Source organism: Rhizobium ecuadorense (genome assembly GCF_001187535.1).
GTDB classification, from domain to species: Bacteria; Pseudomonadota; Alphaproteobacteria; order Rhizobiales; family Rhizobiaceae; genus Rhizobium; species Rhizobium ecuadorense.
This window is the reverse complement of the sequence record NZ_LFIO01001353.1, coordinates 1-26,061: the sequence shown is the minus strand read 5'-3', so window position 1 is coordinate 26,061 and position 26,061 is coordinate 1. Positions and strand designations below refer to the sequence as shown.

Genomic DNA, 26,061 nt, shown 5'->3' with positions numbered 1-26,061 from the left:
TCGTCGAAGAGGATGGCGCACGAGCGCCGTTTTCAACCAACAAGCGCGCCGGCGCTCCCATCCGCAGACGTGCTGGGAACGGCAGGCAAGGCTGCCGTTCCCAGGGATTGTCAGTCTTTCCTATCGGCGGGCGCCGGCAGCAAGACGGGCTCGGCCGAATGTTTGGGGAGCATCAGTTGCGCCAGAATGTCGTCGGCCGAATGGCTGGAACCGCCAATGCCGGCTTCGCGCAGCTGACGATCGAGATCGCCGCCGTTTTCCAGTGCGGCGAGCTCAGCACCGGCTTCGATGCGGCCGGCAGTGACTTCCTGGCGTTTCTTGATGCGTTCGAGACTTTCGACGGCGCTGCCGAGACGGGTATTGATGCCCGACTGGTTATGGGCGATCGCCGACTGAGCGCGCAATAGCGACTCGTTGGCTTTGACGTTCTCCACCTCGCGCTTCATCTGAGCAATGCGTGCTTCGGTGTCCTGGATCGTGCGCAGCATCTGTTGCTGGCGGGGCAGCAGCCGATCGAGTTCTTCCTGGTCGCGCTGCACTTCGGAACGGCTGGTGGCGATGCGCTGCGCCAGACCCTGGGCGAGATCCGTGCGGCCCGCCGAGATCGCAGCGCGCGCGCTGTCGGTATCCTTGGTCTCCTTTGCGCGGTTTTCTTCAAGCCGGCGCATGACGCTCTTGTTGGAGGCCATGATGCCGGCCAGATCGGATCGCGCCCGGCGCAGCGACTGTTCGGCGTCGCGGATTTCCTGGTCGAGAATGCGCATGGACTGGCTGTCGGCGGCGGCTTCCGCTGCCTCGTTGATGCCGCCGCGAATGGCGGTGAAAATCTTTCCCCAGGTGCTCATGCGGCAATCTCCCCGCTCTTCCATTCTTCAATCATGTGTGCCGCATCGACGGCATTGGCCGCCAGAATCGCCACCTCTTCGACCACCGTGTCGGCCGACGAGTGCGCCGACAGCGAACCGAACAATTCATACCATTCCTCACCGTCGATGGTGGTGATGCCGAAGCTGGAGAGCGGCACGAACTTATGCGTCTTGAGCACCATGCGTTCGAAGGCTTCGCGCTTGGGCACGTCCTTGCACGGCAACAAAACGGCGCTGACAAGGATGTCCCGCTCCCCGCTCACCGCGACGAAGACGTCGAGATCGCCTTTTTCCTTGAGAGTCACGCATATGACGTCGCCCTGTTCGGGTACGGCTACATCCACATCACCGAGTGCCTCCGGATCGGCGGCGAACAGGCGCGTTAAAGTGGTGAGGTTCCAGGTCTCCAAAAAGTCCTCCATCGGTTAGAATTTCGAAAAATATCTGGGTATTCGATATGCCACTTAAAGGGGTGGCGCGCTAAATAAATTTCGCTAGGCTGCGCATCGGGAACGGGGGCGAATCGCGTGCCATTTATCGCTTCATTATTGCGGCGTGTATATCTCTCGCTCAGCGAATTGGCGTGGTCCGCTCTTTTTATTCTTCTCGTGATCCACCTGGCCGCCTCCTACCTGCTCTTTATGCTGGTCGGCGAAGGTGATCTCGTCGGCAATCCGATCGATTTTCTTTACTACTATATGGTGACGGCAACGACTGTCGGCTATGGAGATTTGTCTCCAAAATCGGGATTTGGCCGGATCATTGCCGTCCTGTTCGTTCTTCCCGGCGGCATTGCCATCTTCACCGCCGTTCTTGGCAAATTGTTGACAACGATCGGCACGATCTGGAGGAACCGTATGCGCGGATTGGGTGACTACAGCGAACGCACCGGCCATATCATCGTCCTCGGCTGGCAGGATGGGCAGACACACCAGACGCTGCGGCTGCTGCATGCCGAACGGCAGGCCAACGAACCGATGAGCGTTCTGGTTGCCAAGGACCTGGCGGAAAATCCCGCCAGCGATTTCGCCGACTATATCAGAACCGAGCGGCTCGCCGATGCCGAGGCTCTGGCCCGCGCCGGGGTGGCGCAGGCCCGCGCCATCATTGCGCGCGGAGCAAATGACGACGAGACGCTGGCCGCCGTGCTGATTGCCGAGGACCATGCGCCCAATGCCCATATCGTGGCTTATTTCGCCGACGATCGCACAGCTCAGATGGTCAAACAACTCCGGCCGCGCGTCGAGGCGGTGGGCTCGCTCGCCGAGGAGCTCTTGTCGCGTGCAGCCCGGGACCCGGGCTCTTCGGAGATCACTGCACGGTTGCTGTCGGCCGCCTCCACCGATACGGCCTTTTCCCTGCCGGTCCCGCCTTTGCAAAAGCCGTTGCTCTATGGAGATGTGTTTTTGAGCCTCAAGCGTCAGCATAATGTGACGCTGGTGGGCTTGCTGAGCCAGGGCATCACCGACCTCAATTGCCGGGAGGAGGTGCTGATGCGGGGCGGCGAGACCCTTTACTACATCAGCGGAATGCGGCTAGATCCCGCTGCCATCGCTTGGGCTCGAATGGGAGACGTATCATGATCGGCTGGTTCGGCAGAGACAAGAATGAAAAGCCCTTGCCCAGAGAGCTTGGCCCCTTGAGCGCTGCCATCGGCGGGGCCCTGGAGATCGATTTCCTCTCCGTCGAGGCCGAGGCTTTGGGGGGCGAGCCGGCCATGCCGCTGCCACGGAGCGGCCCCTTCATCATTGCCGGCTACGGCGAGATTTCACTCGATGCGGCAACGGTTCTGTCGCGTTACTACGATGAAGACCACCGGATGATTCAGGTAATGTCGGCGTCGGGCCAGCCGGGCGATGCCGTCGACGACATCAGCTTTTATCAGTCCTGGGACAGCGTCGTACCGGCGGGGCAGAGCGAATGGAACCGCTGGACCGGGCCGGGCGGCCTGATCGGCCAGCCATCCTACGATGCCGACGGTATCCTCTATAGCCGCTTCTGGGGCGAAGGGCCGGAGCGTGCGCAACTGGTGGAATTTGTCGAAAAGGTCGACGATGGTGACGTGCAGCGCTCCATTCACCAGACCTGCATGCTGTATTACCGCCCGCTTGGCTCGACGCGCGAAATGCTTCTGATCAACGTCGAGCGCGATCTCGACCTCGGACAGAGCCAGGCGGGAAGCTCGGTGGAATTTCTGATCGGTTACGGACTGGCTCCCGCCGATGTCCGCCGCGTCTGACACCCTATCAATTTTTGACGGAGGAGTTTTTCAATGCTCGATTACGTGGCGGGTCTGCCTGCCTTCCTTGGTTATTTCGCCGTCGGTCTTGGCGCCTACGTTGTTTTCGCGGTGATCTACACATTCCTGACGCCGCAAAAGGAAGTCCAGCTCATTCGTGCCGGCAATCTCGCCGCCGTCACGGCATTCCTCGGCGCGCTTGTCGGTTTCAGCCTGCCGCTGGCTTCTGCCGCAGCCAATTCGGTCAGCATCATCGACTACATCATATGGGCGGCGATCGGCATTCTGGCGCAGATCCTTGCTTTCTATATTGCGAATTTCACCATGCCTGATCTGCACGAGAAGATCACTGCCGACGATATCGCCGCGGGCATATGGGGCGGCGGCATCGCACTGGTCATCGGTATTCTCAACGCCGCCTGCATGACCTATTGAGGGGAGGGGAACGATGCGCAGACGTAAGAGCGGGCACAGACGACCTTTCCTCGCCCTCGGCACGATCGCTGCCTCGACCCTGGCGCTATCCGGTTGCGGCGACCAGACACCTTCGGAGGTCATGTTCACCTCGGTCGACCAATGCGTGACCTCAGGCATGGACCGGCAGGTCTGCCAGGCCGGCTATCAGGATGCCATGCGGGCGCATCTCGCCACCGCGCCGCGTTTCAACGGCATGGCGGCCTGCGAGGCCGAATACGGCGCGGGCCAATGCACGGAGCAGCCGGCCAATTCAGTCCCCAACAATAGCGGCGGAAGCGGCAGCGTCTTCATGCCGTTCCTGGCAGGCTACATGCTGTCTTCGGCATTGAACAACATCAGCGACTATTCCGATTATCGCCGACGCCAGGAGGCGATAGGCTACTACTACGGTTCGACGCCGATTTATCGCAATCGCTCAGGGCAGACGGTAACAACGACGGTTCGCTCAGGCGGCGCGGGCAGCGACAGTGTGACTGCGCCCTCGCGCCAGAGCGTCAAGCCTGTCAACGTCAATACCCGCACCGTCGCCCGTCAGGGCTTCGGCGGCCGTTCGTCGTTCAGTTTCGGCGGCTGACATGAAGCGCATCACCCTTCCGGCCCGTCCCGACTGGCGTGACAAGGCGCGCGCCGTCGGCTTCGGGTTTCACGTCATGTATGGCGAGCCCTACTGGCTGGACGATGCCGCCTATACTTTCACGCTCGATGAGATCGAGACTGAGATCGAAGAGCCGAGCCAGGAACTGCACGACATGTGCATGGATATGGTCGGTGATATCGTCAAAAGTGAAGAGGCGCTCGACAGGCTGGCCATTCCGGAGGATCTGCGCGATGTGGTGCAGCGCTCCTGGCAGCGCCGCGACCGGCACCTCTACGGCCGGTTCGATCTTGCCTATGATGGCAATGGCCCCGTCAAATTGCTCGAATACAACGCCGATACCCCGACTTCGGTGTTCGAGACGGCCTATTTCCAATACAACTGGCTGACCGACCAGATGGCTTTGGGCACCCTGCCCAATGATGCGGACCAGTATAATTCCCTGCAGGAAAGCCTCGTCGAGGCGTTCGAGCAGTTTCCCAAAGGGCCGATCTTCCACTTTGCTGTGATGACCGATAATGAGGAGGATCGAGGCACGACGGTTTATCTGATGGACTGCGCAGTGCAGGCCGGCCATCGCGTCGAGCTTCTGGACATCCGCGAGATCGGCATCGATGCCGAGGGCCGTTATACCGACCTGCAGGATCGGGTGATCGACCGCTGCTTCAAGCTCTACCCCTGGGAATTCATGCTGCGCGAGCCGTTCGCCCGCGAACTCGCGCGCTCCGGCGATGTCTTCATCGAGCCCGCCTGGAAGGCCGTGCTCTCCAACAAGGGGCTTCTGCCTCTGCTCTGGCAGCGCCACCCCAATCACCCCAACCTGCTGGCCAGCTATTTCGCCGACGACCCGGCGGCCGCGGCCTTGACCGACTATGTGCGCAAACCGCTGCTGTCGCGCGAGGGCGAGAACGTCACGATATTCCGGGATGGCCGGGAATTGATCTCCGCCCCCGGCGATTACGGCGACGAAGGCTTCGTCGTCCAGGCCTATGCCCCGCTTTTCGAAAGTGATGGCGGCTTCGCTGTGCTCGGCAGCTGGGTCGTCGGTGATCGCGCCTGCGGCCTTGCCGTGCGCGAAGACCGCTCGCGCATAACCGCCAACCTGTCGCGTTTCGTGCCGCACGTCATCATCGATTAAGAGGGATACGTCCTCTTATGCAAACATCAGCAAACATCAGAAACCGTTCTCATGACTCATCCTGTCAGCGCCTATTCAATGCCCGGAACCTGCTTTTTCGATCTGGCTCCAACTGCAGGCGGCGAGCCCTATCGCATATTCCTGTCCATTCCGGCGCAGACGCCGCCGGCGGGAGGATGGCCGCTTCTGGTGATGACCGACGGCAACGCCACGTTCCCTTTCGCGGTTGCCAGCCTGGTCACGCAGGCACCTTATCCGACGGGCACGAATGTTGGCTGGGGGGTGATCGCGGCAATCGGCTATCCCACAGACGAGCCCTATGATGCGCTCCGCCGGTCCTGGGACCTCGGTCCTCCGCCGGTCAAATCCTATCCGCCTTTCGTTGAGGGTGGTCCCCCGGTGGTCATCGGAGGGACCGGTAAACTGGTGGATTTCATCGAGAACGAGCTGATACCGCGGATTGCGGAGATGGTGAGCCTGGATCCGCTGCGCCGATCGCTTTTCGGGCATTCCTTCGGCGGCCTCTTTACCCTCTATGCCCTGTTCGAACGTCCGGGTCTGTTTGCCAATTGGATTGCGGCCAGCCCGACCATCTATTGGGAGAACAGTGAAATCCTCAACAACGAGGCGCAGCGTCAACTCATCCCGGGACCTGACGCCTTCCTGCATTTGTCCGCCGGAGAATATGAAGGCGATGAGCTTGCTCCCTTTCAGTATCGGAACGAGGATGCCGCCATGCGCCTGGAGAAAAGGAAGGCGGAGCGGACCATCCTCCTGGCACAGGAGATGGCGGAGCGATTGACCAGCACGGCCGACGGATTGCGTGCCGAATTCGAGCTTTATGCCGGCCAGACCCACATGTCGGTTCTTACGGCAGCCGTGAACCGTGCGGTCAGTATCGCCTTCGCCGTTGGGGGATCGACCGACACGTGAGGTCTTCCCGGCCATTGCCGTCGGCGCCTATGGCGAGGTCTTTAAACCATCGAGAACTGCCGCGCCTCGGCCCGCGGCGCGGCGACGGAATGACGCTTGACGAGCGAGCATTCGAGCTTGGCAATTGGATAGCGCTTGCCGGGCATGGTTTCCGGGGTGAGATGTTCGATCGCCCATTGGCCCATGGCAAGATGGGGAAGGACCGATGTCGTCAGCGGCGGGACGAGATGCCGTGAAATTTCTTCGTCGTCATAACCCACCACCGACATGTCCTGGGGAATGCGAAGCCCTGCATCCTTGAGCGCTTCGTAGCAGCCGATGGCGGTGCGGTCGTTCTGGCAGAAGATCGCGGTCGGCGGCTCTTTCAGAGCCAGCAGTTTCATCGTGGCGGCATAGCCGGCGCCGGCCGACCAGTCGCCTTCGATGACCAGTTCCGGATCGAAGGGGATATCGGCGGTCGCCAGCGCTCGGCGATATCCGGTCAGCCGGTCCTGCGCGGCCTGCATCCAGATTTCGCCGGTGATCGTCGCGATGCGATGGTGCCCGTGCGTGATCAGATGCCGGGTGGAACTCTGGCCTCCCGCGATCTCGCTCGGCACGACGGCCGGAAAAGCATGGTCCGCCGTATAACAATTCAAGAGGACCGTCGGGATGTTGAGCTTGCCGATATAGGACGGAAGCTCAACTTGGCGGGTATAGATCGTCATATAGATGAGCGCCGATATGCCGCCGCTCGTCAACGCCTTGATGGCTTTCGGCTCCATGACGGGGTCGCTGAGCGTCTGGGCGACCAGCAGGACATTGCCGGCGTTCCAGGAGGCTTGCCGCGCGCCTTCGATCGCAACAATCGCTTCCGGGCTGGTGGCAAGCTGATCCACCGCAAAACCGATCACATTGTCCAGCCCCGAATAAGAGGCCTTCGCCGTATAAGTCGTCCCGGTATAGCCGAGCGCGCGCGCCGCCTCCCATACGCGGTCGCGGGTCTGCTGCGAGATACGGGTGCCGGGTGTGTCGTTGAGAACGAAGGAGACGGCCGCCTGCGAGCAGCCGGCGGCGGCGGCGATATCCATCATCGTCACGCGGGCAGGCTTGTCCACGGCGGGCTTATTGCTCTTTTGGGTCTTGGGTTGTCGCATTCGCGGAAAACTGTTTTCTGCTCGGGTTTGCCATTTTGGTAATTAGTATTAGCATCCATCTGAAAGCGTTGGCAATTGCATCAATTGCTGCAATGCCCACAGTTACTGGCAATTGCCAGTACAAAATTGCATCCTGGTCCAGGCACGATGAAATGTTTTGATCTGGATTGATAATACTATTTACTAATTAAGATTCTTCTATACCGTCACGGAGCGATCGGAACCAATGCCACTCGTCGCATTGCGACGGCCCTGGGAGGGGGCGCATCTGGCCGGCCGTAAGTCGAAAACGGGCCCATGCGACTGCGGCCCTCGGGAGGTGTAATATGAAACAGCTGAAACGCAATGCAGCCCTGTTCTTCGCCGGTTTGATGCTGAGCGCGGCGCCGGCTGCCGTATCGCATGCCGCCGACAAGCCGACACTTGCATTCGTCGTCAACGGAGCGTCCGACTTCTGGAAGGCCGCCGAGGCGGGCGTGAAGAAGGCGCAGGGCGAAATGCCGGACTACCAGATGGAACTGAAATATCCAGAGCAGGCGGCTGTCGCCATTCAGCAGCGTCTGATGGAAGATCTCGTCAGCGCCGGCGTCAAGGGAATCATGGTCTCCGCTGTCGATCCCAAGACCCAGACGGACGGCCTCAATAAGATCGGCTCGCAGACGGCTCTGTTCACCACTGACAGCGACGCGCCGAAGACCAACCGCGTTGCCTATATCGGTTCTTCGAACGTCGACGCCGGCAAGCAGGCCGCTGAAATCGCCAAGAAGGCGATGCCGGACGGTGGTAAATGCATGGGTTTCGTCGGTCTGCTCGGCGCCGATAACGCCCGCGAACGCATCGAAGGGATGAAGGAAGGGCTCAAGGGTACCAAGATCGAGCTTGTCGATGTTCGCGGTGACGACATCGACCAGACGCGCGCCAAGAAGAACGTCGAGGATGCGCTGGTGGCCAGCCCCGACCTGACCTGCATGGTCGGCTTCTACTCCTACAACACGCCGCGCATCTATGAGGCGCTGCGCGACGCCGGCAAACTCGGCCAGATCACCGTCGTCGGCTTCGATGACGATCCGATCACGCTCGGTGGCGTCAAGGAAGGCACGATCGCGGCAACCGTCGTACAGCAGCCGTTCGAATGGGCCTATCAGGGCATGAAATTGATGGCCGCCTACCTCAAGGGCGACAAATCAGGCGTTCCCGCCGATGGCCTGATCATCATCCCGACGGTGATCATCGGCAAGGATGACGTTGACAAATATGCCGCCAGCCTGAAGGCCATGGCTGGAAAATAACCTCTTTCGCGGCGGCGGCACTCACCGCCGCCGCGAAAGGCATTTCATGCCGACGGCATCAGCAGCCATGGACAGCCGATGAACCATAGTTCCGACATCCCGTCACCGGGCGCGCCCGGAACGCCATTCCTTTCGCTTTCCGGCGTTGGCAAGACCTATCCGGGCGTCGTTGCGCTCGAAGGCCTGTCAATGGACATCATGCCAGGCGAGGTCATCGGCCTTGTCGGCGAAAACGGCGCTGGAAAATCGACGCTGATGAAGATTCTCGGCGGCGTGATCGCCCCCGACCGAGGCACGATCCTGCTCGACGGGGCGGAGCATCGTTGCCTCACTGTGGAATCGAGCATCTCATCCGGCATCGCCTTCGTGCATCAGGAACTCAATCTCTTCGACAATCTCGACGTTGCGGCCAATATCTTCCTCGGCCGCGAGCCGCTGAAGGCCGGACCTTTCAAGCTCGTCGATCGCGATCGGCTGCGCGACATGGTGAAGCCGCTCTTGAAGCGCGTCGGGGCGCATTTTTCCGCCGATACGCCGGTGGCGTCGCTTTCCCTTGCCGAGCAGCAGATGGTGGAAATCGCCAAGGCGCTGTCCATCAACGCCAGGCTCGTCATTTTCGACGAACCGACGTCCAGCCTGCCGCTGGCCGAAACCGAACGGCTTCTCAGCATTATCAAATCGCTGAAAGCCGACGGCATCAGCGTCATTTTCATCTCGCATCGCCTCCACGAGGTTGAGCGTGTCGCCGACCGTGTCGTCGTGCTGCGCGACGGCACGCTTGTCGGCACGCTCGCCAGGAAAGATATCGGCCACGACCAGATGGTGAAGCTGATGATCGGCCGGGTGCTTGCGGCCCGGACCGCAAAACCGCAGCGCTCGCCGGGCTCGGTGGCGCTGAAGGCAAGCGGCGTGCGCACCGAGGCCTATCCCGGCCGTCCCGTCGATCTGGAAATCCGCTATGGAGAAATCATGGGGCTTGCGGGCCTCGTCGGGTCGGGCCGTACTGAGCTTGCAAGGGTATTCTTCGGCATCGACCGGAGCTACGGCGGAACCATCCTGCAGGACGGGCAGGAAATTTCTGTCCGTTCCGCCCGCGACGCCGTCGCTCGCGGCATTTTCCTGGTGCCGGAGGATCGCAAGCGCAACGGCATTCTTCTCGATTTCCCGATCGCCCAGAACATCACCCTTGCCGATCTTCCCAAGCTTTCCAGCCGCTTCATGCTTTCTGCCGACCGGGAGACGGCGGCGGCCGAAAAGCAGCGGGTTCGCCTTGCGATCAAGGCACCTTCCGTTTCAACGCGAACCGGCACGCTATCCGGCGGCAACCAGCAGAAGGTGGTGCTTGCCAAATGGTTGTCGATGAGCCCGAGGGTGATGATCTTCGACGAGCCGACGCGCGGCATCGATATCGGCGCGAAGAACGAGATCTACGGCCTGATGCGGGCGCTTGCCGATGCCGGGGTGGCAATCCTGATGATCTCCAGCGACATGGAAGAGGTGATCGGCGTTTCCGACCGCATCGCCGTCATGCATGAGGGCCAGATCGCCGGCATATTGGAAGAGGACGAATTCAGCCAGGAAAGCGTGCTTTTGCTTGCCGTCGGCAAAAGCGTAAAGTAGCGGCTGCGGCCAATACACAAGTATCGGGGAATGGATCTCGAATGGTCAAAAAAGATCTCGGACTGCTGCTTTTGATCGTCGTCGTCGGCATCGTCGTCGCCATCATCAATCCGCGCTTCCTGCTGCCGATCAATCTTGCCAATACCGCCAACCTGATCGGCCTGTTCGGCATCCTGTCGATCGGCCAGGCCTTTGTCATCATTACCGGCGGTATCGAGCTTTCCGTAGGTTCGCTCGTCGCCCTTCTCGGGGTGCTGTTCGTCGATTTCATCGCCGTCCAGGATATGTCCTGGATGTTGGCGCTGCCGCTCATTCTCGCGCTTGGCGCGGTCATCGGCGCTGTCCACGGCTGGCTGATCACCCGGCTCAACCTGCAGCCCTTCGTCGTCACCCTCTGCGGCCTGCTGATTTATCGCGGGGCAGCGCGATTCTACACCGCCGACGGAACGGCGGGCTTTGCGTTCGGCCAGAATTTCCCGGACCTCGAATTCCTGACCGCCGGACGGTTCTACGGCGTTCCCAACACCTTCATCACACTCGTCATCATAACCGTGGTCATGTGGATCATGCTGCATCGCTCCGTCTTCGGGCGTTATCTTTACGCCATCGGGAAGAACGAGGAGGCGGCCCGCTATTCCGGTATCCGCACTGGCCGCATGATCATGTCGGCCTATATCATTTGCGGGCTGCTGACGGCGCTTTCGGCGATTTATTTCGCCATGTACACACGCTCGATCTCACCGGCGAGCCATGGCCAGTTCTACGAACTCTACGCGATTGCCGCCGCCGTCCTCGGCGGCTTTTCGCTGCGCGGCGGCGAGGGCTCGATCGTCGGCGTGGTGCTCGGCACGGTCCTGCTCCAGGAGCTGCAGAATCTCGTCAATCTGCTTGGCATCCCGTCGTCGCTGAATTTCGCCGTCATGGGCGGCGTGATCCTCATCGGCGTCCTGATCGACCAGCAATGGCACGCCATCCGTGTACGGCGCCGCATCGTCTCCGCCGCCCGGCAGACCGAAGCCCGTCATTCGAACGAAGGCAGTTTGCCGGTGGCTGCCAATCAGGATTAGGTCATCCGCTGCAGGTCACGCTCGCTCATCGCAATCAGTCCCATCCGCTTGTCTCCCGCGCCATCAAACGCGGGGAGAGTGACATTCCAACTTTGCAGAAACAGGACACTTCAACTTTGCGGCTACACAAATAATGTGGCGTAATCAACATTATGGAACTTAAGGGCGCCAAGCAAACGACGCACAATGTACGGGATTCCAACAATTGGAGCGATATTCGATCTGCCGTGCGTTGTCGAAAATCATCCGACCGAACTGTATCCTTTGGTGGATCTCAGACTGAGTTGAGGAAAGCTTAGCCACCGCATCAACGCGCGAGTGTTAGCCAATCGCCGATCGTTGTCCCAAAACGTCGCATGGAACGTGTTGCGGGGATGGCGGGGTGCTCAGTTGCTATGGTCTTTCTGACTTCACGCGGGCTGAGCCCGAATTCATGGCTGAACGCGCGCGTGAAATTGGCTGCAACGTCGAAGCCGGCGGCCTCGGCAATTTCCGAGATCGGCCTGTTGTCGGTCGGGTTGGTAAGATCCGCATAGGCCTGCAGCAATCGACGTTTGCGAATGTAGTTGAAGACGCCCCCGCTCGCTTCGAACAATTGGTAGAGCCGCGTCCGCGAAATACCAAGCGCCCGGCACATGACGTCGGGCGTCAAGCTGTCTGAATGAAGATTGAGGTGAATATAGCGATGCGCCCGCTCCATCAGCCCCATATTGGTCTGCTCCTGCTCGCGATCCAAACTGGCGGACGAGGCAGCGCATGCAATGACCATATCGCCGATCGTCCGGACGATCCGCGGCACCTCCTCCACCGTCAAATTGCTGAGGTTCGCTTCCAGGCCGTCGATATAGCTGACGAGCAATTCGGCCAGGCTACCGGACAGGGCGATATTGTGGGCGTTCCGCAGAAGAGGCGCGTCACGGGTCAACAGTTCATAGGGCAGGAAGACGAGCACGGCGGCTGAATCGATCATCCGCCCGCGGTAGGGATAACCAAGAGACCTGAAAAATATCTCACCCGGGCCGGTCTCCGTGACATGGCGATTGGCCTCGGTCCAGGCCCGGCCGCTGCGAAGCACGCCCACGTTCCAGTGATCGATTGGGCTCGATCGCAACATGGCCTGATCGCGAATATAGCTGCATGCCTGCGCGCGCTGCTGGACGATGAGGATATCGCCGAGCTGCCAGCCGGTCTGCTCCGCAAGAAAACCGTCGTCCTCTGATTTTCCGTCCGGCAGATGAACATCGACAAGCGGCCCCATGTGCGATCGCCAGGACTGGAACTGTTCGTTCGGCGGCAGGTCTCGCGTTGAAAATCGCAAGGGCACGAGTGTCGACGGAACGTCCACACGATGTTCTTTCTGCGGGGACGGTTCGCGCGGCCAGCGCCGCCGCTCCAGGTGGGCCGGCCATTCCCGTCCAGCAGCGGGGTCGTCTCCAGACTCCGTAACCATGCATTCCTCCAGCGCATAAGCCGATCCGGGCTGTTGAAACTGAAGCAAAAAATCGTTTTCGCGGCTGAAAACGTCCGCGCAGCTCATCCGATAAAACCGAATCGACTGAAGTCCTACGTGCATAAGTTACTTATCATATTCCTATACGAGCAGAAATGGACGGACCGATAATTTTCGGGATGCGAGGATAACGACAATTGCGTCCTATTCCTGTATCTAAATGAGCAAGGGTTAGTGCCGAAGGACGTTCGGAAAGCCCGAATACTCACTTGCCAGTGCAATGCAGTTTCAAAGCACTCTCAACGTGAAACGACTCTAAATCAAAACAAAATATGCCAGCAGAGGAGGATAGGTCGTGACCTATCGGGGCAATATTCGTGCGCGCTTTGCGCGAGCATCGGCTTACGACGGGAACTCTTCTCCGCACAACCCACAGGCGTCAGGGAAAATTCCTATCGCCGGTCCTGCGGGTTTCCCCTGCTTACCTTGATGCGAGACGCTCCTGAGGCCGGACATCGGCAAATAAAGGGCGCGAAGGGTTGCGCGCAGGCCGAGGCCGCCTGTGTCGATGCGTAATAGGCCGAGGCTTGCACGCAACCCTTACCATATCCACCCATTGGCAACTTTTACCCTGCCCTTTCGTATGGCAGAACGGAGGCTAAGATGACCACCGCATGTGATCAGGAACATATCGAATTGAAGCCGATTTCGAGCTGCAGACGAGAGGTCGAAGTCGCGATGGTGGAAATGCTCGTCGGCTTGCAGAAACGCGGATGGTCGGCTGCGGAATTGGCATTGGAACTCGCAGACGCCTCCGAAGATCTCGTCATGCTGATCGCCACCAAAAAGCTTCGACCGCATTGATGCCTGCCGCCCGGAAGCGGTGGTTCCGAGATAACAGCACGCAAAACAAAGAACTGATGGGCATCGCATGAATCGAGTTTCATGCGATGCCCATTAGAAATAAGATCGCGGGGAATTATGTTTCTGTCCAGATGAGACGGCAGCGCTATCAGGCGCGGCGCAGTGATTTCCAGCACCCTGTCACGTCAGTCGTCACGCCGCAGATGGCTTGACCATGCCCCCAGCACCGCATCGATACGGTGCTAAGCCTCCCCTCGGCGGCGTTTCCTCCACAGCCGAACTGTTTCTATCGCAGCGTTGCGGTCCTCTCTTGTTTACTAATTTTCGATACGCTAATTTATGCAAGAATGAGTTGCATCCGTTTGTGCCGGCTCGATAGGGACTGATGGCTGCAGAAGCGATAATCTTCGGACGCCAACATGATTTGGAACCATCGCATCACGCGCATTATTGTCGGCCTCCTGCTGCTGACACTCGTGACTGTCGTCTCATTGCCGACGATCACCGGCTTTACCAGCCTTGATGGCACGGTCAATGCGCGGTTTGCTGTCGTTAATGCCCCGATCGACGGCACGATTGCGGAAGAACCCCTCAAGGCCGGCAGCCCGGTCAAAGCGGGACAATCCCTCGCTGAAATCAGAAATACGCGCGTCAATCACGCAATTCTCGCTTCGCTCGAGGCAGATCGCAATACGTCGCTCGACCGCGTCGCGGCGCTGAAAAAGGAACGGGACGAGCTCTCCACGCTTCGCGAGGAATTGTCTGCCAGACTGGAAGTCTACAAGCAGACCACCATTGCCAATCTCGAACGCGAAGTCGAAATCCTGCAGAAAAAAGTCGAAGTGTCGCAAGCGCAGGATCTGGTCGCGCAGGTCGACCTGAGCCGCCGAATGCAGCTCGAGTCAAAAGGCATTCTGACGCAGAAGCTGGTTGAGGCCGCGCGTGCTGCCGGCGCTGCGACCGGCGGCGAGGTCGAAATCAGCAATCTGACTGTCGATCAATTGCAACAAAGGCTCAATGCAGTTCGCCAGGGCATCTTTGTCTTCGGCGACGGACAGAATGACGTGCCCTATTCGCGGCAACGCGAGGACGAGGTCATCGTTCGCATCAACGACCTGAACTCGCGCATCGCGGAAAACGAGACGCGAGCCGCCGAAGTTCAAAAGCAGCTGGTCAAAGAGGCAAGCCGCGTCAGCAGCCTTGAATCCGCAACTGCATTAGCGCCGTTCGACGGCGTTGTTTGGACCCGGAGTATCGTCAACGGTTCCAACGTCGTGCTGAACGACGAGCTGATGCGCCTTCTCGACTGTCGGGAGCTGTTCGTGGATATCCTTGTTCCCGAGGTCAACTATGACGAGATCTATCCAGGACTCGTCGCGCAGGTGCGCTTGTTCGGCCGCAGCGATCTCTTCCAAGGTACGGTTGTGTCCGTCAGAGGCAGTTCGGCTTCGGTCGAGGCCGATTCCTTTGCCGCCAGTTTGCCGCCGTCGACACAACGCAATGCCCGCATTCGGGTTCGCCTCGATCCATCCTTCATGAACGACGACTTTGCGAACTCCTGTCAGGTGGGACGTACAGTGCAGGTACGGTTTTCCAAACGCGGCATCAACCTATCCAACTGGGTCAAAAACCTGTGGTTCAGTATCTTGTAGCGCTGGTTCCGACCTTTGTCGTTCTGGCCTTCTTCTTCCTGGGGCCGTTCAATTGGTCGCGCCGTCACAGCTGGACACGGGCGGTGACCTGCGCGTTCGTCGCAGCAGTCGCATTGCGATACATGTACTGGCGCCTGACGGAGACAGTGCTTCCCTATCCAGACAGCGGCCCGAGTTTCTACTGGGTCTGGATCCTCTTTGCCGTCGAGGTCCTGGCCTGCGTCGAAGTCATCCTTTTTCTGGTATTGATGAGCCGCTATGTCGACCGCAGCGCCGAAGCGGACAGGCTGGCGCGCATTTTCTTTGCGCGGGAGCAGCATGAGCTGCCGACTGTCGATGTTTTCATTCCCACCTATAACGAGCCGCTCGACGTGCTTGAGCGAACCATCATCGGCGCCCGCTCGCTCGATTATCCTGCCGACAAATTGAATGTGTATGTGCTTGACGATCAACGCCGGGATTGGCTGAAGGCCTATTGCGAGGAAAAGAACGTCATCCACGTCACGCGCGGCGACAACAGCCATGCCAAAGCCGGCAATATGAACAATGGGCTGAAGGTCAGTTCGGGCGATTTCATTGCGATCTTCGATGCCGATTTTGTTCCCTATCGGCATTTCCTGCGCCGCACCCTGCCCTTCTTCTCGGATGACAGCATCGGCATTGTCCAGACACCGCAACATTTCTTCAATGTCGATCCGGTCCAATCGAATCTGGGCCTGGAGAATATCTGGCCGGACGAGCAGCGCCTGTTCTTCGACGAGATCGCCCCCAGCCGGGACGCCTGGGACGTCAGTTTCTGCTGCGGCTCATGCTCGATTGCCCGCCGCAAGGCCGTCGACGCAATCGGCGGGTTTCCGACCGAGTCGATCACGGAAGACCTGCTGACAACGCTGTCGATGCTCAACAAAGGCTATAAGACGCGCTATCTGAACGAGCGGCTGTCGATGGGACTGGCCGCCGAAAACCTCACCGGGTATTTTGTCCAGCGCGAACGGTGGTGCCAGGGGGGCATTCAAACCCTTTACCTGTATAATGGCCCGCTGCGCGGCCCGGGATTGACGCTCTTTCAACGGATCATGTTCCTGCCGGCATCATGGCTGGTGCAGTATCTGGTCCGCTTCACGATATTGCTCGTCCCCATCGTCTATCTCTGGTTCGGCCTGCTCCCGCTCTATTTCACTGACATCGCCGATTATGTCTCTCATCAGGTGCCGCTGCTGACGGCGTATTTTCTGCTCATGCTATGGATCACGCCGACGCGCTATCTGCCTGTGGTTTCCAGCGCCGTCGGAACCTTTGCGACATTCCGCATGTTGCCGACCGTGGTCTCCAGCCTGGTGAGACCATTCGGCAAGCCGTTCAGGGTGACGCCAAAGGGCAGCGGCAACGAGGCGAACCAGTTCGACCGCTACAGCTTCGCCTGGATCACAAGCATAGTCACGGTCACCGTCCTTGGTCTGCTGGTCAACGCCGTACCGGAAACGTCGCATGTACAAGGCCAGTTTTCGCCGGTAGCGGCCTGGTGGTCAGGTATCAATATCGTCGTCCTGCTCATCGCGTCGCTCATCTGCTTTGAGAAACCCCGGCGCCTGTTTCATGCGTTCAAGCTCGATGAGCCCGCTACCGTCGACGATGTCCCCGGCCAAATCGTCAGCCTGGCACTGGATAAGGCCGTCGTTGCAGTCCCCAACATGGCCCGATTTCAATCCAAATCAGTCATGCTGAAACTCCCCGGCTTCGCCCCGTTCAAGGCGGAGCTCGGACAGGTCACGCAGCGACGAAGAAGCGTAAGTCGCACCGGCGACAAACAGGCCTATTACCTGCACCTGTATTTCGAACTCAGCGGCGCTGCTCGCGACAGCATGATTGTCAAACTCTACACCGGCCAATATTCCCGCGACATTCGCGACATCGACAAGGTTGCCGTCTCTCTTAATCTGTTGTTGCGGTCATTCGGGCGAACGCGCACCTTGTAGCCCGGCTCATCCGAGAGTTCGTCGCGTCTTCGACGAAGTTGGCCTTGCTTGATCGCCTTGAACGGAATCGAACCGACGGCGCAATGTCCGAAATTCACATACTATAAGTTCGTATTCACTTTTTAGAACGGCATTTGCTCTTTTACGCAGGTGCTTAGTAGGCTGGCCAAATTCACAAGCGTACGATCGGCGCTCCTTGCGGCCAATAGGGAAAGCGAAACGCTTCCCGCGCGACTGGCGATTGGAACAGCCAGTTGCGGGCAGCCGCTCAGGCCTGAGAGACACAGAAGCTTGATGCAGGCGGTACGAAATGCGGCGAAGCTTTCCGGGTCGGCATCGCGTGTTGGCGGCCTCATGGCCAAGGTCGGAAGAGCGACGACCGCATTTCGGCAGAGCAACCGGTCGATCTCCCCGTAGAAGAGCGTGCGGATTCTGTATGCCTCACGCACCTCCCCGTCGTCCAGGCGAGATCCTGCGCGAAGACGCGCGGCGATATCGGGAGCAATGGCGTCAGGACTCTGCTCAAAGAGCGTTTTGTTGCTTTCCCAGGCTTCCTTTTGGAGGATAGTGGTGAATGCCACAGCAAGATCCGCGAGACTGAACGAGGCGATAGAATTGATCCTGCGGATAGGCAGGGCCGACGATCGAAGGCTGGCGATCATCTCATCGGCGATCACGCCGTCGATGGTTTCGAGGATATCTTCGGGAATGAAAATGGATATCGGTCGATCATTTGTCGCGGGCACGCCGACGGCGCTCATCACCGCGGCCATGGGTTCCAGGCTGCTCGTCATGAAACCCGGCACATCGAAGCTTGGCGCCAGCGGGCGCAGCGCCCCGTTGTCGAGACTTCCAAGTGTCGGCCGCCAGCCGACGAGGCCGTTGATGGCGGCGGGCAGCCGGATGGAGCCGGACGTGTCTGTTCCAAGGCCGAGATCCGCGAGGCCAGCGGCAACCGCGACGGCTGAACCCGACGACGATCCGCCGGGGATGAGTTCAGGATCGCGTGGATTGACAGGCATGCCGAAATGGATGTTGCCGCCAATAAGGGAATAGGCGAGCTCATCCGTATTGGTTTTGCCGACGAAACTGGCGCCGGCATCCAAGAGCGTCTGGACCAAAGGCGCCGTCGCTGTCTTGATGCCGGAGGCGGCGAGCACCGCGGCATTGCCGGCCGCAGTTGCATAGCCGGCAACGTCGAAGAGATCCTTTACCGCGAGGCGATGGCCCGAAAGTAGGCCGGCGGGCGCGTGACCGACATCCGCGTCCGGATAGGGCATGAATGCATTCCACCGGTCCTGCACTTAACCGCTCCTTAAATCTTCAGATGTTGCAGGACACGGCTGCGACTGTCCGGACCATTGGCGCTTTCGTCTTCGATCGCTCCAAGTTTGAGAATGGCCCAGCGGTCCGCCACCGAAAGAGCGAAATCCAGGTTCTGTTCGACCAGCAGGATGGTCGTGCCGCGTTTCTCACGGTCGTCCCTCAACGCCTTGGCGATGTTCTGGACGACGGAGGGCTGCAGGCCTTCAGAGATTTCGTCGATCAGCAGCAGCTTTGGCCGCAGCATCAACGCCCGTGCCAGGATCAGCATTTTCTGCTCACCGCCCGAAAGCGTGCCGGCTTTCTGGGTCAACCGGTCCTTCAGGAACGGGAAATAGAAGTAGACCCTCTCCAGCGCGGATGCCAGATCCCGATCGCCCTTGAGCGCGAGGCGCAGATTGTCGCGGATGGAGAGGTCCTGAAACAACGGCAATTCCTGGGGCGCATAGCCGATGCCGGAAGCGATCAGCTCTGCGGGCTTCCTGTCGGTGATCGGGGCACCATCGACCTCGATCTTGCCCTTGCCGACACGCAGGAAGCCAAGGATCGTTTTCAGCAGCGTCGTTTTGCCCATGCCGTTTTTGCCCATGAGGGCAAAAATCTCGCCGGGCCGGATGGCGAGCGACACGCCATTGACGACATCGACCACACCATATCCGCTCGATACCGTGCTGAGCTCGAGTTTGAACACGTCAGCCATGGGCGCCTCCTGCGTAGATGGTGCGAACCGTTTCGGAATTGACCACGTCATTCACCGTGCCGTCGAGAACGAGCTTGCCCTGGTGGAGAACGACGATGCGGCTCGATATGTCGCGCACGAAATCCAGATCGTGTTCCACCAGGATGGCGGCAAAACCCATCTCGTCCGTCAGTTTCTTGAGGATGGTGCCGATGGTCATGCGCTCGGTCTTGGTGAGACCCGCGGTCGGTTCGTCGAGCAGAATGATGCGTGGTTCCAAAGCGACGACCATCGCCAGTTCGAGAGCCTGCCTTTGACCATGCGACAGCAGCGACACCGGCCTGTCCAGCATCTCAGCCATGCCGGTGAGCGTCAGGATCTCGGCTGCCGCTGGCGGCAGTATGATCTCGGCGGGCGATCGGATCGGGTTGGGTGTCTCGCGGCTGAGACGCGCCATCTTCAGGCATTCGCCGATGGTCATGCTGTCGAAGATGCTGGCGACCTGGAATTTCCGTCCCACGCCGAGGGCAACGATCCGTTCGGGTGCACGACCGGCGATATTCGTGCCGATGACATCCACTTGACCTTCGACCTTCTCGGTGCCGTCCGACAGACAACGCATCAGTGTGGTCTTGCCGGCGCCGTTCGGGCCGACCAGGCTGACGAGTTCTCCGGCGCCGATTTCCAGGTCGATGCCCTTGAGGACGGAGAGGCTGCCATAGGACTTGCCGAGACCGCGGATCGACAGAAGGCTTTTGCCTGCCAACCCACCATCCTTGGCGACGATGCGCGTCGGCAACGGCTTCAGGATGCTGTTGGCGTTTGCGGCCTTGAGGAAACGCGTCACCAGCGAGGCGAGACCGCCCGGCAAAAGGATGATCATGACGACGAAGAGCGCACCGACGATCAGTTGCCAGAGGAAGGGCAGATCGCCCGAAAGACTGGCGCTCAGATAATCGATGCCGATTGCACCGAACAAGGGCCCGATAATCGTTCCCCGACCACCGAGCGCCGTCCAGACGACGAGTTCGGTTCCGAAAACGAAACCCGTGTTTTCAGGTGCAACGACACCGGAGGCATTGGCATAGAGGAAGCCCGCAAGGCCGCACACGCCGGCAAGAACGCCGGTCAGGACGATTTTCAAACGGGCAGGGTTCATGCCCAGATAGGCGACGCGAGCTTCATTGTCGCGGATTGCGGCGAGCAGACGGCCGGCGTCCGACCGGACAAAGACGATCGCAACAACGGCCAAACCCAGCAGACAGGCGCCCGACAGGCGGAAATAGCCGGGAAGCCCGAGCGGCAGAGTGTCGTAACCGACAAGGCCGCTTGAGGAACCGGTCCAGGTGCCGCCCGAAAAGACCAGCTGTGTGATGACGATCGGCACAACGAGCGAGATCACGGTGGCGTAAAGCGGTGTCGATCCATGAAAGAACGACAGCCAACCTACGGCGAGGCCAAGCACGAGCGGAATGAAGATGGCGGCAACAATGGCGACGACGAAAAGCTCCGGGCTTGCGCCGATATGGGTGAGAACCATGGCGGTGGCATAGGCGCCGACGCCAAAGAATGCCGCCTGCCCGAAGGTGAGAACGCCCGTATAGCCCCAGAGCAAGTCGACGGTGATCGCCAGCATGGCGTAGATCATCGAACGTGTCAGGACGTTGAGGCTGAAGCGGCCGAGAAACATCGGTCCGAAGACGATCAGCAGGAGGGCTGCAAGCGCCAGCGCCAGAAGAAGGACAAACCGGAGTTTTTGTCTGTCACGCACGGGCAAATCCTTTCGGACGTATGCGCAGTGTCACTGCGCAGAGGACGGCCACGGTGATGCCGCCGAGGATTGGGCTGAAGAAAGTGCTGACGAGCACCTGAGCGGCGCCGAAGATGAGGCAGGCGGCGGCAAGCGCGGCGAACGAAGAGCCCGCGACCATCACCAGCATGAAGGCGCCCGTCAGCCAGGCGACGCCCATATTGGGATCGACGCTGGTCAGCGGCGCGAGCAGCACGCCGGCAAGGGCGGCAAGGCCGGTGCCGATCATGAAGGTCGCGAGCCGCACCTTTTCGGTATCGATGCCGAGCCCGCGCGCCAGTGTTTCATTCATGATGACTGCCCGGGCGGAAAGACCAAGCCTTGTCCCATCAAGCAGCAAGGTGAAGCCGAGACCCAGACCGATAGCCGCAGCAATGGCGAAAAGGCGGTAGGCCGAGTAGCCGGTGCCAAAGAGATCGAAGGTGCCGGGCAGCAGGGCCGGCGTGAACTGCACGTCGCGGCCGAACCAGAGTGTGACCAGCTGGCCGATGACGATGCCAAGGCCCCAGGTTGCGAGAATGGCGTCGAGCGGCCGGCGATAGAGAGGCCGCACGATAAACCGTTCGGCGATACCGCCGAGGATCGCTCCGACCAGAAACGCAAAGGGGATGGCAAGCCATGGATTGAGGCCGAACCCGCTGACGACGACAGCGCAGTAAGCGCCGATGGTCAGCCAAGCGCCGTGCGCGAAATTGATGATCTTCAGCACGCCGAAGATCGCAAGCAGCCCGGCGGCAACGATGAAGAGAATGGCCGCGGTGCTGACGATATCGAGAAAGAGAGTCATTTCTAGAACTCCGATGCTGGAGGCGGGGCACCCTGCCCCGCCCCGCTGGTTTCAGAGATTCGGGCACTGCTCGCCAGGATCGACGTCTTTGAAGCTATCGACGACTGCAACGCTGCCGTCGTCCTTTACCTGGCCAAGATACATCGTCAGCGGAGCGTGGTGCTGCTTGTTCATGGAGATCTTGCCGCGCGGACCGGTGAAGGAGACGTCAGGAAGGGCTTTGAGCACGTCTGCCGTATCGGTGCTGCCGGCCTTCTCGACGGCTGCCTTGTAAAGGTAGATCGCCTCATATTGCGGCACGGAAAGGTCGTTCGGCGTGCGCAGTTCCTTGCCAAACTTCTTTTCCATGGCCGAGAGAAAAGCCTTGTTTTCAGGGCTGTCGATGCCGGTGACGTAGGATGCGGAGAGAAAGATGTCCTTGGCATCCGCGCCCATGCTCTTGGCGGTGCCTTCGTCGACCGCCAGATTGCCGTAAGGCAGGGTGACGCCGGACGAGCGCAGTTGCTTGGTCAAGGTCACGTTCGGTGCGCCGCCGGCCGTCGAGGTAATGATGGCGTTGGCGCCGGAGGAGCGCAGCTTGGAGATGATGGCCGTCCAGTCGCTGCCGTCCATCGGCAGATATTCCTCGCCAACGACCTCTCCGCCGGCTTTTTCGATATAGGTTTTGGCGAAGCTCAGCATGCCGCGTCCAAAAGAATAATCCGAACCGATCAGGAAGAACTTCTTGGCGCCCTGTTTGCTGATGAAATTGTCGACGACAGGCGGCACCTGCTGTTCCGGAACCCAGGCATCGACGAAAAGCTTGGCGTTGCAGGATTTGCCTTCGTAGAAAGACGTGTAGATATACGGCACGTCCCCCTTGGAAATGATCGGCAGGCCGGCATTGCGCGCAGCACTCGTCTCCATGGAGATGACGACATTAACCTCCTTCTGGAAAACCAGTGAATCGAAGGCCTTTTGCGCGCCGGCCGCCCCTGATGCATCGTCGGCGATCTCAAGCGCCAACGGCCGTCCGAGCACGCCGCCTTTGGCATTGATTTCTTCGACGGCGAGTTCCGCAGCCTGGACGACGGACGGCGCGACCACGCTGTTTGCGCCCGAAAGCCCCACCGGCACGCCGATCTTGATTGGATCCTCGGCAAAAGCTGCAGTGGCGAATGCCGCAGATGCCAGTGTCAGGATGATGGTTTTCATTTGCATTTTGTTCCCCTTTCTTGAGTTGGGTTGAGATTACCCGTAGACATCGACTCGGCGGTCGCCGAGCAGATGATTGAAGCTGTTGAGCGTGCGGGTTTCCGTGACGCTCGACAGATCGATTTGCGCAAGGAGGATTTCCTCGCGATCGGCACTGGCCGGACCGGAGATGGGCCAGCCTTGCGGGCCGACGATAAGGCTGCGGCCGATGAAGGACTGGCCACGCTCGACGCCGATCCGGTCGGCGCAGGCGATGTAAAGACCATTGGTGTGGGCGGCCGCCTTGTGCAGGATATTGGCCATCGGCTCCGCGACGCTTTCCGCACCGGCCATTGGTACCCAGTTGGTGGGCACGCAGACCAGTTCCGCGCCGGCCAGCGCCAACTCGCGAAATGTTTCGGGAAACCATCCATCGTAGCAGATGGCGATGCCGATACGGCCGAAGGGCAGGTCAAAGACCGGCAGCCCGATATCACCTTTTCGGAAAAGACGGTTTTCGTTGTTCCACAGATGGAGCTTGCGGTATTTGCCGATATACCCTTCGGGACCGCAGAGAAGAGCGCTGTTGTAAAACCGGTCGCCATCCTGCTCGGCAACACCACTGACGATGTAAAGGGAAAGCTCCCCGGCAAGGCGGCAGAGGGTCTCGGCACTCGGGCCGCCGGGCACCGGGCCGGCCAATGCGGCAACCTCGTCGCCGTCACGGAAGCTGTAGCCGCTGTCGGCCAGTTCCGGCAGAACGACGATTTCCGCGCCCTTGGCCTTGGCTGTCCTCGCCAGCCGCTCGATGGCCGCGAGGTTATGGGCACGATCGCCGACGATCGGTTCGAACTGGACGGTTGCGACGGTTGCCATCCGTGCGGTCGAGGTCTTGATGTTCAATCTCGTCTCCAAACGCAAAAAAACCTCTGGCACGGAAATCAATCCGTGAACCAGAGGCTACATAGCCATGATGTGAAAGCGGCAGCCCTGCCGCTGAGCAAACCTGCTCGTTATCTTTAGGCTTGCACGAAAGAATACGACCGTCAAGCCGCTCCCTTGGATATTTTCAAGAGCTGCGCGGCCACAACTCAGGGCTTAAATTTAAATTTTTGCGCCGATCGACAGTCCAAGGCTTTTCATCGTGTCTTGCGCGGCAATGATCGACTCGGCGATCGTCGCCATCGGAACGCGCTTCGACGTCGCCTGATCGCGCAAGAGCTTGTAGGCCGCCTCTTCGTCGAGGCCATTCATGACCCGCAGCGCCGAAACGGCCTTTTCCACAAGCCGTCGGCTTTTCAACGTTTCCTCGAGTTTTTGCACCTTGCCGGCAAGCCGCTTTTCGTAGCTTTGCCGATAGCGTGCAAGCGCAAATTGCGTCAGGATCCCAAGCGGCCGCAGCGGTTTGCTGATAACGCCGTGGGCGTTGAGATCGATGATCGCCTGGAGTGCTGTCGGGCTTTCATAGGTCAGAATGGCGATGACCGCCGTCTGCTGAAGGTCGATGATCTCGAGCGCGTGCTCGACGTGGACATCCTCGACATGCAGGAAGACGGTGTCGATGTCGGCCGGCAAGGCAGGCGGAAGCGGCCAGGTCGCCCGAACCTCGCAGCCAAGGCGCTTGAGGTGGGCGATCAGCAAGTTGCCGTCCTCATCGCGCGGATGGACAACCAGAACGCGTGCGCGCCGCAAATCCTGAACGATCCTGCTCGGTCCCGCCATCTCAGGCCTCCAGCCAAACGTCTTCGAACCGCGAAGCCGTCAGGTACGGGTCCGGCCGGATCGGTCCAGGCGCTTGCCAGGCAATGTCGAAAAGCCCGTCGGCCCGCGCCACGCCGATGCGGGGGTGCAGCCAGAGATGACGGGTATCGGCGTCGAAATTGATCCGGCCTTCCGGAGCAAGAAAATCTTCCAGCAGAATTTCCTCGGAAATGCGATGGGTATCGAGCGATCCGGCCCGGGCAAGCGCTCGGGCGAACAGGTGAACCTGGGCATAGGCCGGTTGCGACCATACGCTGGTGGTGAAGTCTTGGCCGAAACGGGCTTTGAACGCCGCGACGAAACGCTCGTTCGCCTCGTTTTCAACCGTTTGGAAATACGTCGCCGAAAGAATATGGCCGGTGCACGCCTCGGCGCCGATCTCGCGAATCTCGCTCTCGGCCATGGTCAGACTGGCAATCGGAACCCGCCTTCGATCGATTCCCGCCTCGGCATACATGCGGTAAAACCGCTGTGCCGGCCGCCCGACGATCGTCGAGAAGATGGCATCGGGCTCGAGACGGACGATATCGGAAATAACCGAACGCAGCGTTTGCTCGTCGGCATGAAGAGGAAGATATCGCTCGCTGACGACTTCACCGCCCTTTGCCTCCAGCACATCCCGCATGACCCGATTGGATTCTCGCGGATAAATATAATCCGCGCCGACGAAGAGAATGCGGCGTCCATGGTGGCGCAGCAGATATTCTGCGAGCGCGAAAGTGTTCTGATTGAGAGTGGCGCCGGTATAGACGACATTCTCCGAATACTCGAAACCTTCATACATCGACGGATAAAACAGCAGTCCGTTGTGCCGCTCGACAATCGGCAGCACGGCCTTTCGGCTGGCCGACATCGACGCGCCGAAGATGATGTTGACGTCGTCGGCGGCGAGCAGCCGCCGCGCCAGATTGCGATAGGCGGTTTGGTCCCCGCCCGGATCATAGGCGATCGGAACGATGGGCTTGCCAAGCACGCCGCCTGCCGCATTGACTTCCTCGATCGCAAGTGCGGTGCCAAGAAAGTGCTCTGTTTCCGTGATTTCGCTAATTCCGCTTCTGGAAAACAGCACTCCCACCCGCCATTCGGAGCTTGTCATCTTTGCCTTTTCCGAAATGTTGGAGGTTCGAAAGCGGTGAATGCCTCAGTTCCGCACTTTCGACTTCCATACCCTTAGGACCAATCGACATTCCGGATTCCCAAATCAGCTGATCACTGATTCATAGAGT

General features: G+C 59.7%; 23 protein-coding genes and 1 pseudogene. 12 read left to right on the top strand and 12 right to left on the bottom strand.

Translation table 11 applies throughout. The features are described from left to right. Nucleotides 1–110 precede the first annotated feature (110 nt). Both AF337_RS29075 and AF337_RS29070 read right to left on the bottom strand, forming a co-directional pair. Nucleotides 111–845: a PspA/IM30 family protein gene (locus AF337_RS29075; RefSeq protein WP_049734889.1), complete on the bottom strand. Its 735-nt coding sequence runs from the start codon at nt 843–845 to the stop codon at nt 111–113. Then, nucleotides 842–1,288, bottom strand: a complete 447-nt coding sequence (locus tag AF337_RS29070) for a YjfI family protein (RefSeq protein ID WP_007634306.1) — start codon at nt 1,286–1,288, stop codon at nt 842–844. Before AF337_RS29070 ends, AF337_RS29075 begins: the two co-directional genes overlap by 4 nt. Before the next feature lie 105 nt (nt 1,289–1,393). On the opposite strand from AF337_RS29070, the gene AF337_RS29065 reads away from it, so the two are divergent. From AF337_RS29065 to AF337_RS29040, 6 genes are read left to right on the top strand one after another with little or no spacing between them, the layout of a single operon-like run. Continuing rightward, on the top strand, nt 1,394–2,449 hold the full coding sequence (locus AF337_RS29065; protein ID WP_049734888.1) for an ion channel: 1,056 nt from the start codon (nt 1,394–1,396) through the stop codon (nt 2,447–2,449). After that, nucleotides 2,446–3,105, top strand: coding sequence for a DUF2491 family protein (locus AF337_RS29060; protein ID WP_049734887.1), 660 nt, complete (start codon nt 2,446–2,448; stop codon nt 3,103–3,105). The genes AF337_RS29065 and AF337_RS29060 overlap by 4 nt, the downstream gene beginning before the upstream one ends. A 33-nt stretch (nt 3,106–3,138) precedes the next feature. Next, entirely contained in the window at nt 3,139–3,540 is a 402-nt protein-coding gene (locus AF337_RS29055; RefSeq protein ID WP_049734886.1) for a DUF350 domain-containing protein, read from the top strand. 13 nt (nt 3,541–3,553) lie between these two features. Continuing rightward, nucleotides 3,554–4,156 (top strand): DUF1190 domain-containing protein, encoded by a 603-nt coding sequence (locus tag AF337_RS29050; protein WP_049734885.1) that lies wholly within the window; start codon nt 3,554–3,556, stop codon nt 4,154–4,156. A gap of 1 nt (nt 4,157) precedes the next feature. Further along, on the top strand, nt 4,158–5,315 hold the full coding sequence (locus AF337_RS29045) for a glutathionylspermidine synthase family protein (protein WP_049734884.1): 1,158 nt from the start codon (nt 4,158–4,160) through the stop codon (nt 5,313–5,315). 51 nt (nt 5,316–5,366) lie between these two features. Further along, entirely contained in the window at nt 5,367–6,248 is an 882-nt protein-coding gene (locus tag AF337_RS29040) for an alpha/beta hydrolase (RefSeq protein ID WP_049734883.1), read from the top strand. Between the two features lie 27 nt (nt 6,249–6,275). Here the strand turns inward: AF337_RS29040 and AF337_RS29035 are convergent. Beyond that, nucleotides 6,276–7,384 (bottom strand): annotated as a pseudogene (locus AF337_RS29035) (LacI family DNA-binding transcriptional regulator). 326 nt (nt 7,385–7,710) lie between these two features. On the opposite strand from AF337_RS29035, the gene AF337_RS29030 reads away from it, so the two are divergent. The 3 genes from AF337_RS29030 (at nt 7,711) to AF337_RS29020 (ending at nt 11,360) form a co-directional block, all read left to right on the top strand. Further along, nucleotides 7,711–8,673 (top strand): sugar-binding protein, encoded by a 963-nt coding sequence (locus AF337_RS29030; RefSeq protein ID WP_049734881.1) that lies wholly within the window; start codon nt 7,711–7,713, stop codon nt 8,671–8,673. A gap of 78 nt (nt 8,674–8,751) precedes the next feature. Further along, the gene (locus tag AF337_RS29025; RefSeq protein ID WP_049734880.1) at nt 8,752–10,293 is read left to right on the top strand and encodes a sugar ABC transporter ATP-binding protein; all 1,542 of its coding nucleotides are present in this window, start codon (nt 8,752–8,754) and stop codon (nt 10,291–10,293) included. Nucleotides 10,294–10,334: 41 nt separating this feature from the next. Then, nucleotides 10,335–11,360, top strand: coding sequence for an ABC transporter permease (locus AF337_RS29020; protein WP_049734879.1), 1,026 nt, complete (start codon nt 10,335–10,337; stop codon nt 11,358–11,360). Nucleotides 11,361–11,667: 307 nt separating this feature from the next. On the opposite strand, the gene AF337_RS29015 is transcribed toward AF337_RS29020, so the two are convergent. After that, complete coding sequence (locus AF337_RS29015) at nt 11,668–12,810, bottom strand: helix-turn-helix domain-containing protein (RefSeq protein WP_049734917.1); 1,143 nt, start codon at nt 12,808–12,810, stop codon at nt 11,668–11,670. A gap of 663 nt (nt 12,811–13,473) precedes the next feature. Between AF337_RS29015 and AF337_RS29010 the strand changes: the two genes are divergently transcribed. The 3 genes from AF337_RS29010 to AF337_RS29000 all read left to right on the top strand — a co-directional run bounded on the left by AF337_RS29010 (nt 13,474) and on the right by AF337_RS29000 (nt 17,302). Continuing rightward, nucleotides 13,474–13,674: a hypothetical protein gene (locus AF337_RS29010; RefSeq protein ID WP_049734878.1), complete on the top strand. Its 201-nt coding sequence runs from the start codon at nt 13,474–13,476 to the stop codon at nt 13,672–13,674. 419 nt (nt 13,675–14,093) lie between these two features. Beyond that, nucleotides 14,094–15,326: an HlyD family secretion protein gene (locus AF337_RS29005; RefSeq protein ID WP_049734877.1), complete on the top strand. Its 1,233-nt coding sequence runs from the start codon at nt 14,094–14,096 to the stop codon at nt 15,324–15,326. Continuing rightward, nucleotides 15,308–17,302 carry a glycosyltransferase gene (locus AF337_RS29000; protein ID WP_049734876.1) on the top strand — a complete coding sequence of 665 codons (1,995 nt, stop codon included), beginning with the start codon at nt 15,308–15,310 and terminating at the stop codon, nt 17,300–17,302. The genes AF337_RS29005 and AF337_RS29000 overlap by 19 nt, the downstream gene beginning before the upstream one ends. 122 nt (nt 17,303–17,424) lie before the next feature. Here AF337_RS29000 and AF337_RS28995 read toward each other — a convergent pair whose 3' ends face one another. From AF337_RS28995 to AF337_RS28960, 8 genes are all read right to left on the bottom strand, one after another. Then, nucleotides 17,425–18,606: an amidase family protein gene (locus AF337_RS28995; protein WP_049734875.1), complete on the bottom strand. Its 1,182-nt coding sequence runs from the start codon at nt 18,604–18,606 to the stop codon at nt 17,425–17,427. Nucleotides 18,607–18,617: 11 nt separating this feature from the next. Then, nucleotides 18,618–19,325 carry an ABC transporter ATP-binding protein gene (locus AF337_RS28990; RefSeq protein ID WP_049734874.1) on the bottom strand — a complete coding sequence of 236 codons (708 nt, stop codon included), beginning with the start codon at nt 19,323–19,325 and terminating at the stop codon, nt 18,618–18,620. Then, nucleotides 19,318–21,075, bottom strand: a complete 1,758-nt coding sequence (locus AF337_RS28985) for a branched-chain amino acid ABC transporter ATP-binding protein/permease (RefSeq protein ID WP_244471334.1) — start codon at nt 21,073–21,075, stop codon at nt 19,318–19,320. Before AF337_RS28985 ends, AF337_RS28990 begins: the two co-directional genes overlap by 8 nt. Continuing rightward, nucleotides 21,068–21,901 (bottom strand): branched-chain amino acid ABC transporter permease, encoded by an 834-nt coding sequence (locus AF337_RS28980; RefSeq protein WP_049734872.1) that lies wholly within the window; start codon nt 21,899–21,901, stop codon nt 21,068–21,070. Before AF337_RS28980 ends, AF337_RS28985 begins: the two co-directional genes overlap by 8 nt. Nucleotides 21,902–21,952: 51 nt before the next feature. Then, nucleotides 21,953–23,101 (bottom strand): substrate-binding protein, encoded by a 1,149-nt coding sequence (locus tag AF337_RS28975; protein ID WP_049734871.1) that lies wholly within the window; start codon nt 23,099–23,101, stop codon nt 21,953–21,955. Nucleotides 23,102–23,131: 30 nt separating this feature from the next. Then, a complete protein-coding gene (locus tag AF337_RS28970; RefSeq protein WP_049734870.1) occupies nt 23,132–23,977 on the bottom strand; it encodes a nitrilase family protein in 846 nt (281 codons plus the stop codon). Between the two features lie 201 nt (nt 23,978–24,178). Then, the gene (locus tag AF337_RS28965; RefSeq protein WP_049734869.1) at nt 24,179–24,796 is read right to left on the bottom strand and encodes an ANTAR domain-containing response regulator; all 618 of its coding nucleotides are present in this window, start codon (nt 24,794–24,796) and stop codon (nt 24,179–24,181) included. Between the two features lies 1 nt (nt 24,797). Beyond that, nucleotides 24,798–25,931: a transporter substrate-binding domain-containing protein gene (locus AF337_RS28960; RefSeq protein WP_049734868.1), complete on the bottom strand. Its 1,134-nt coding sequence runs from the start codon at nt 25,929–25,931 to the stop codon at nt 24,798–24,800. Between the last annotated feature and the right edge of the window lie 130 nt (nt 25,932–26,061).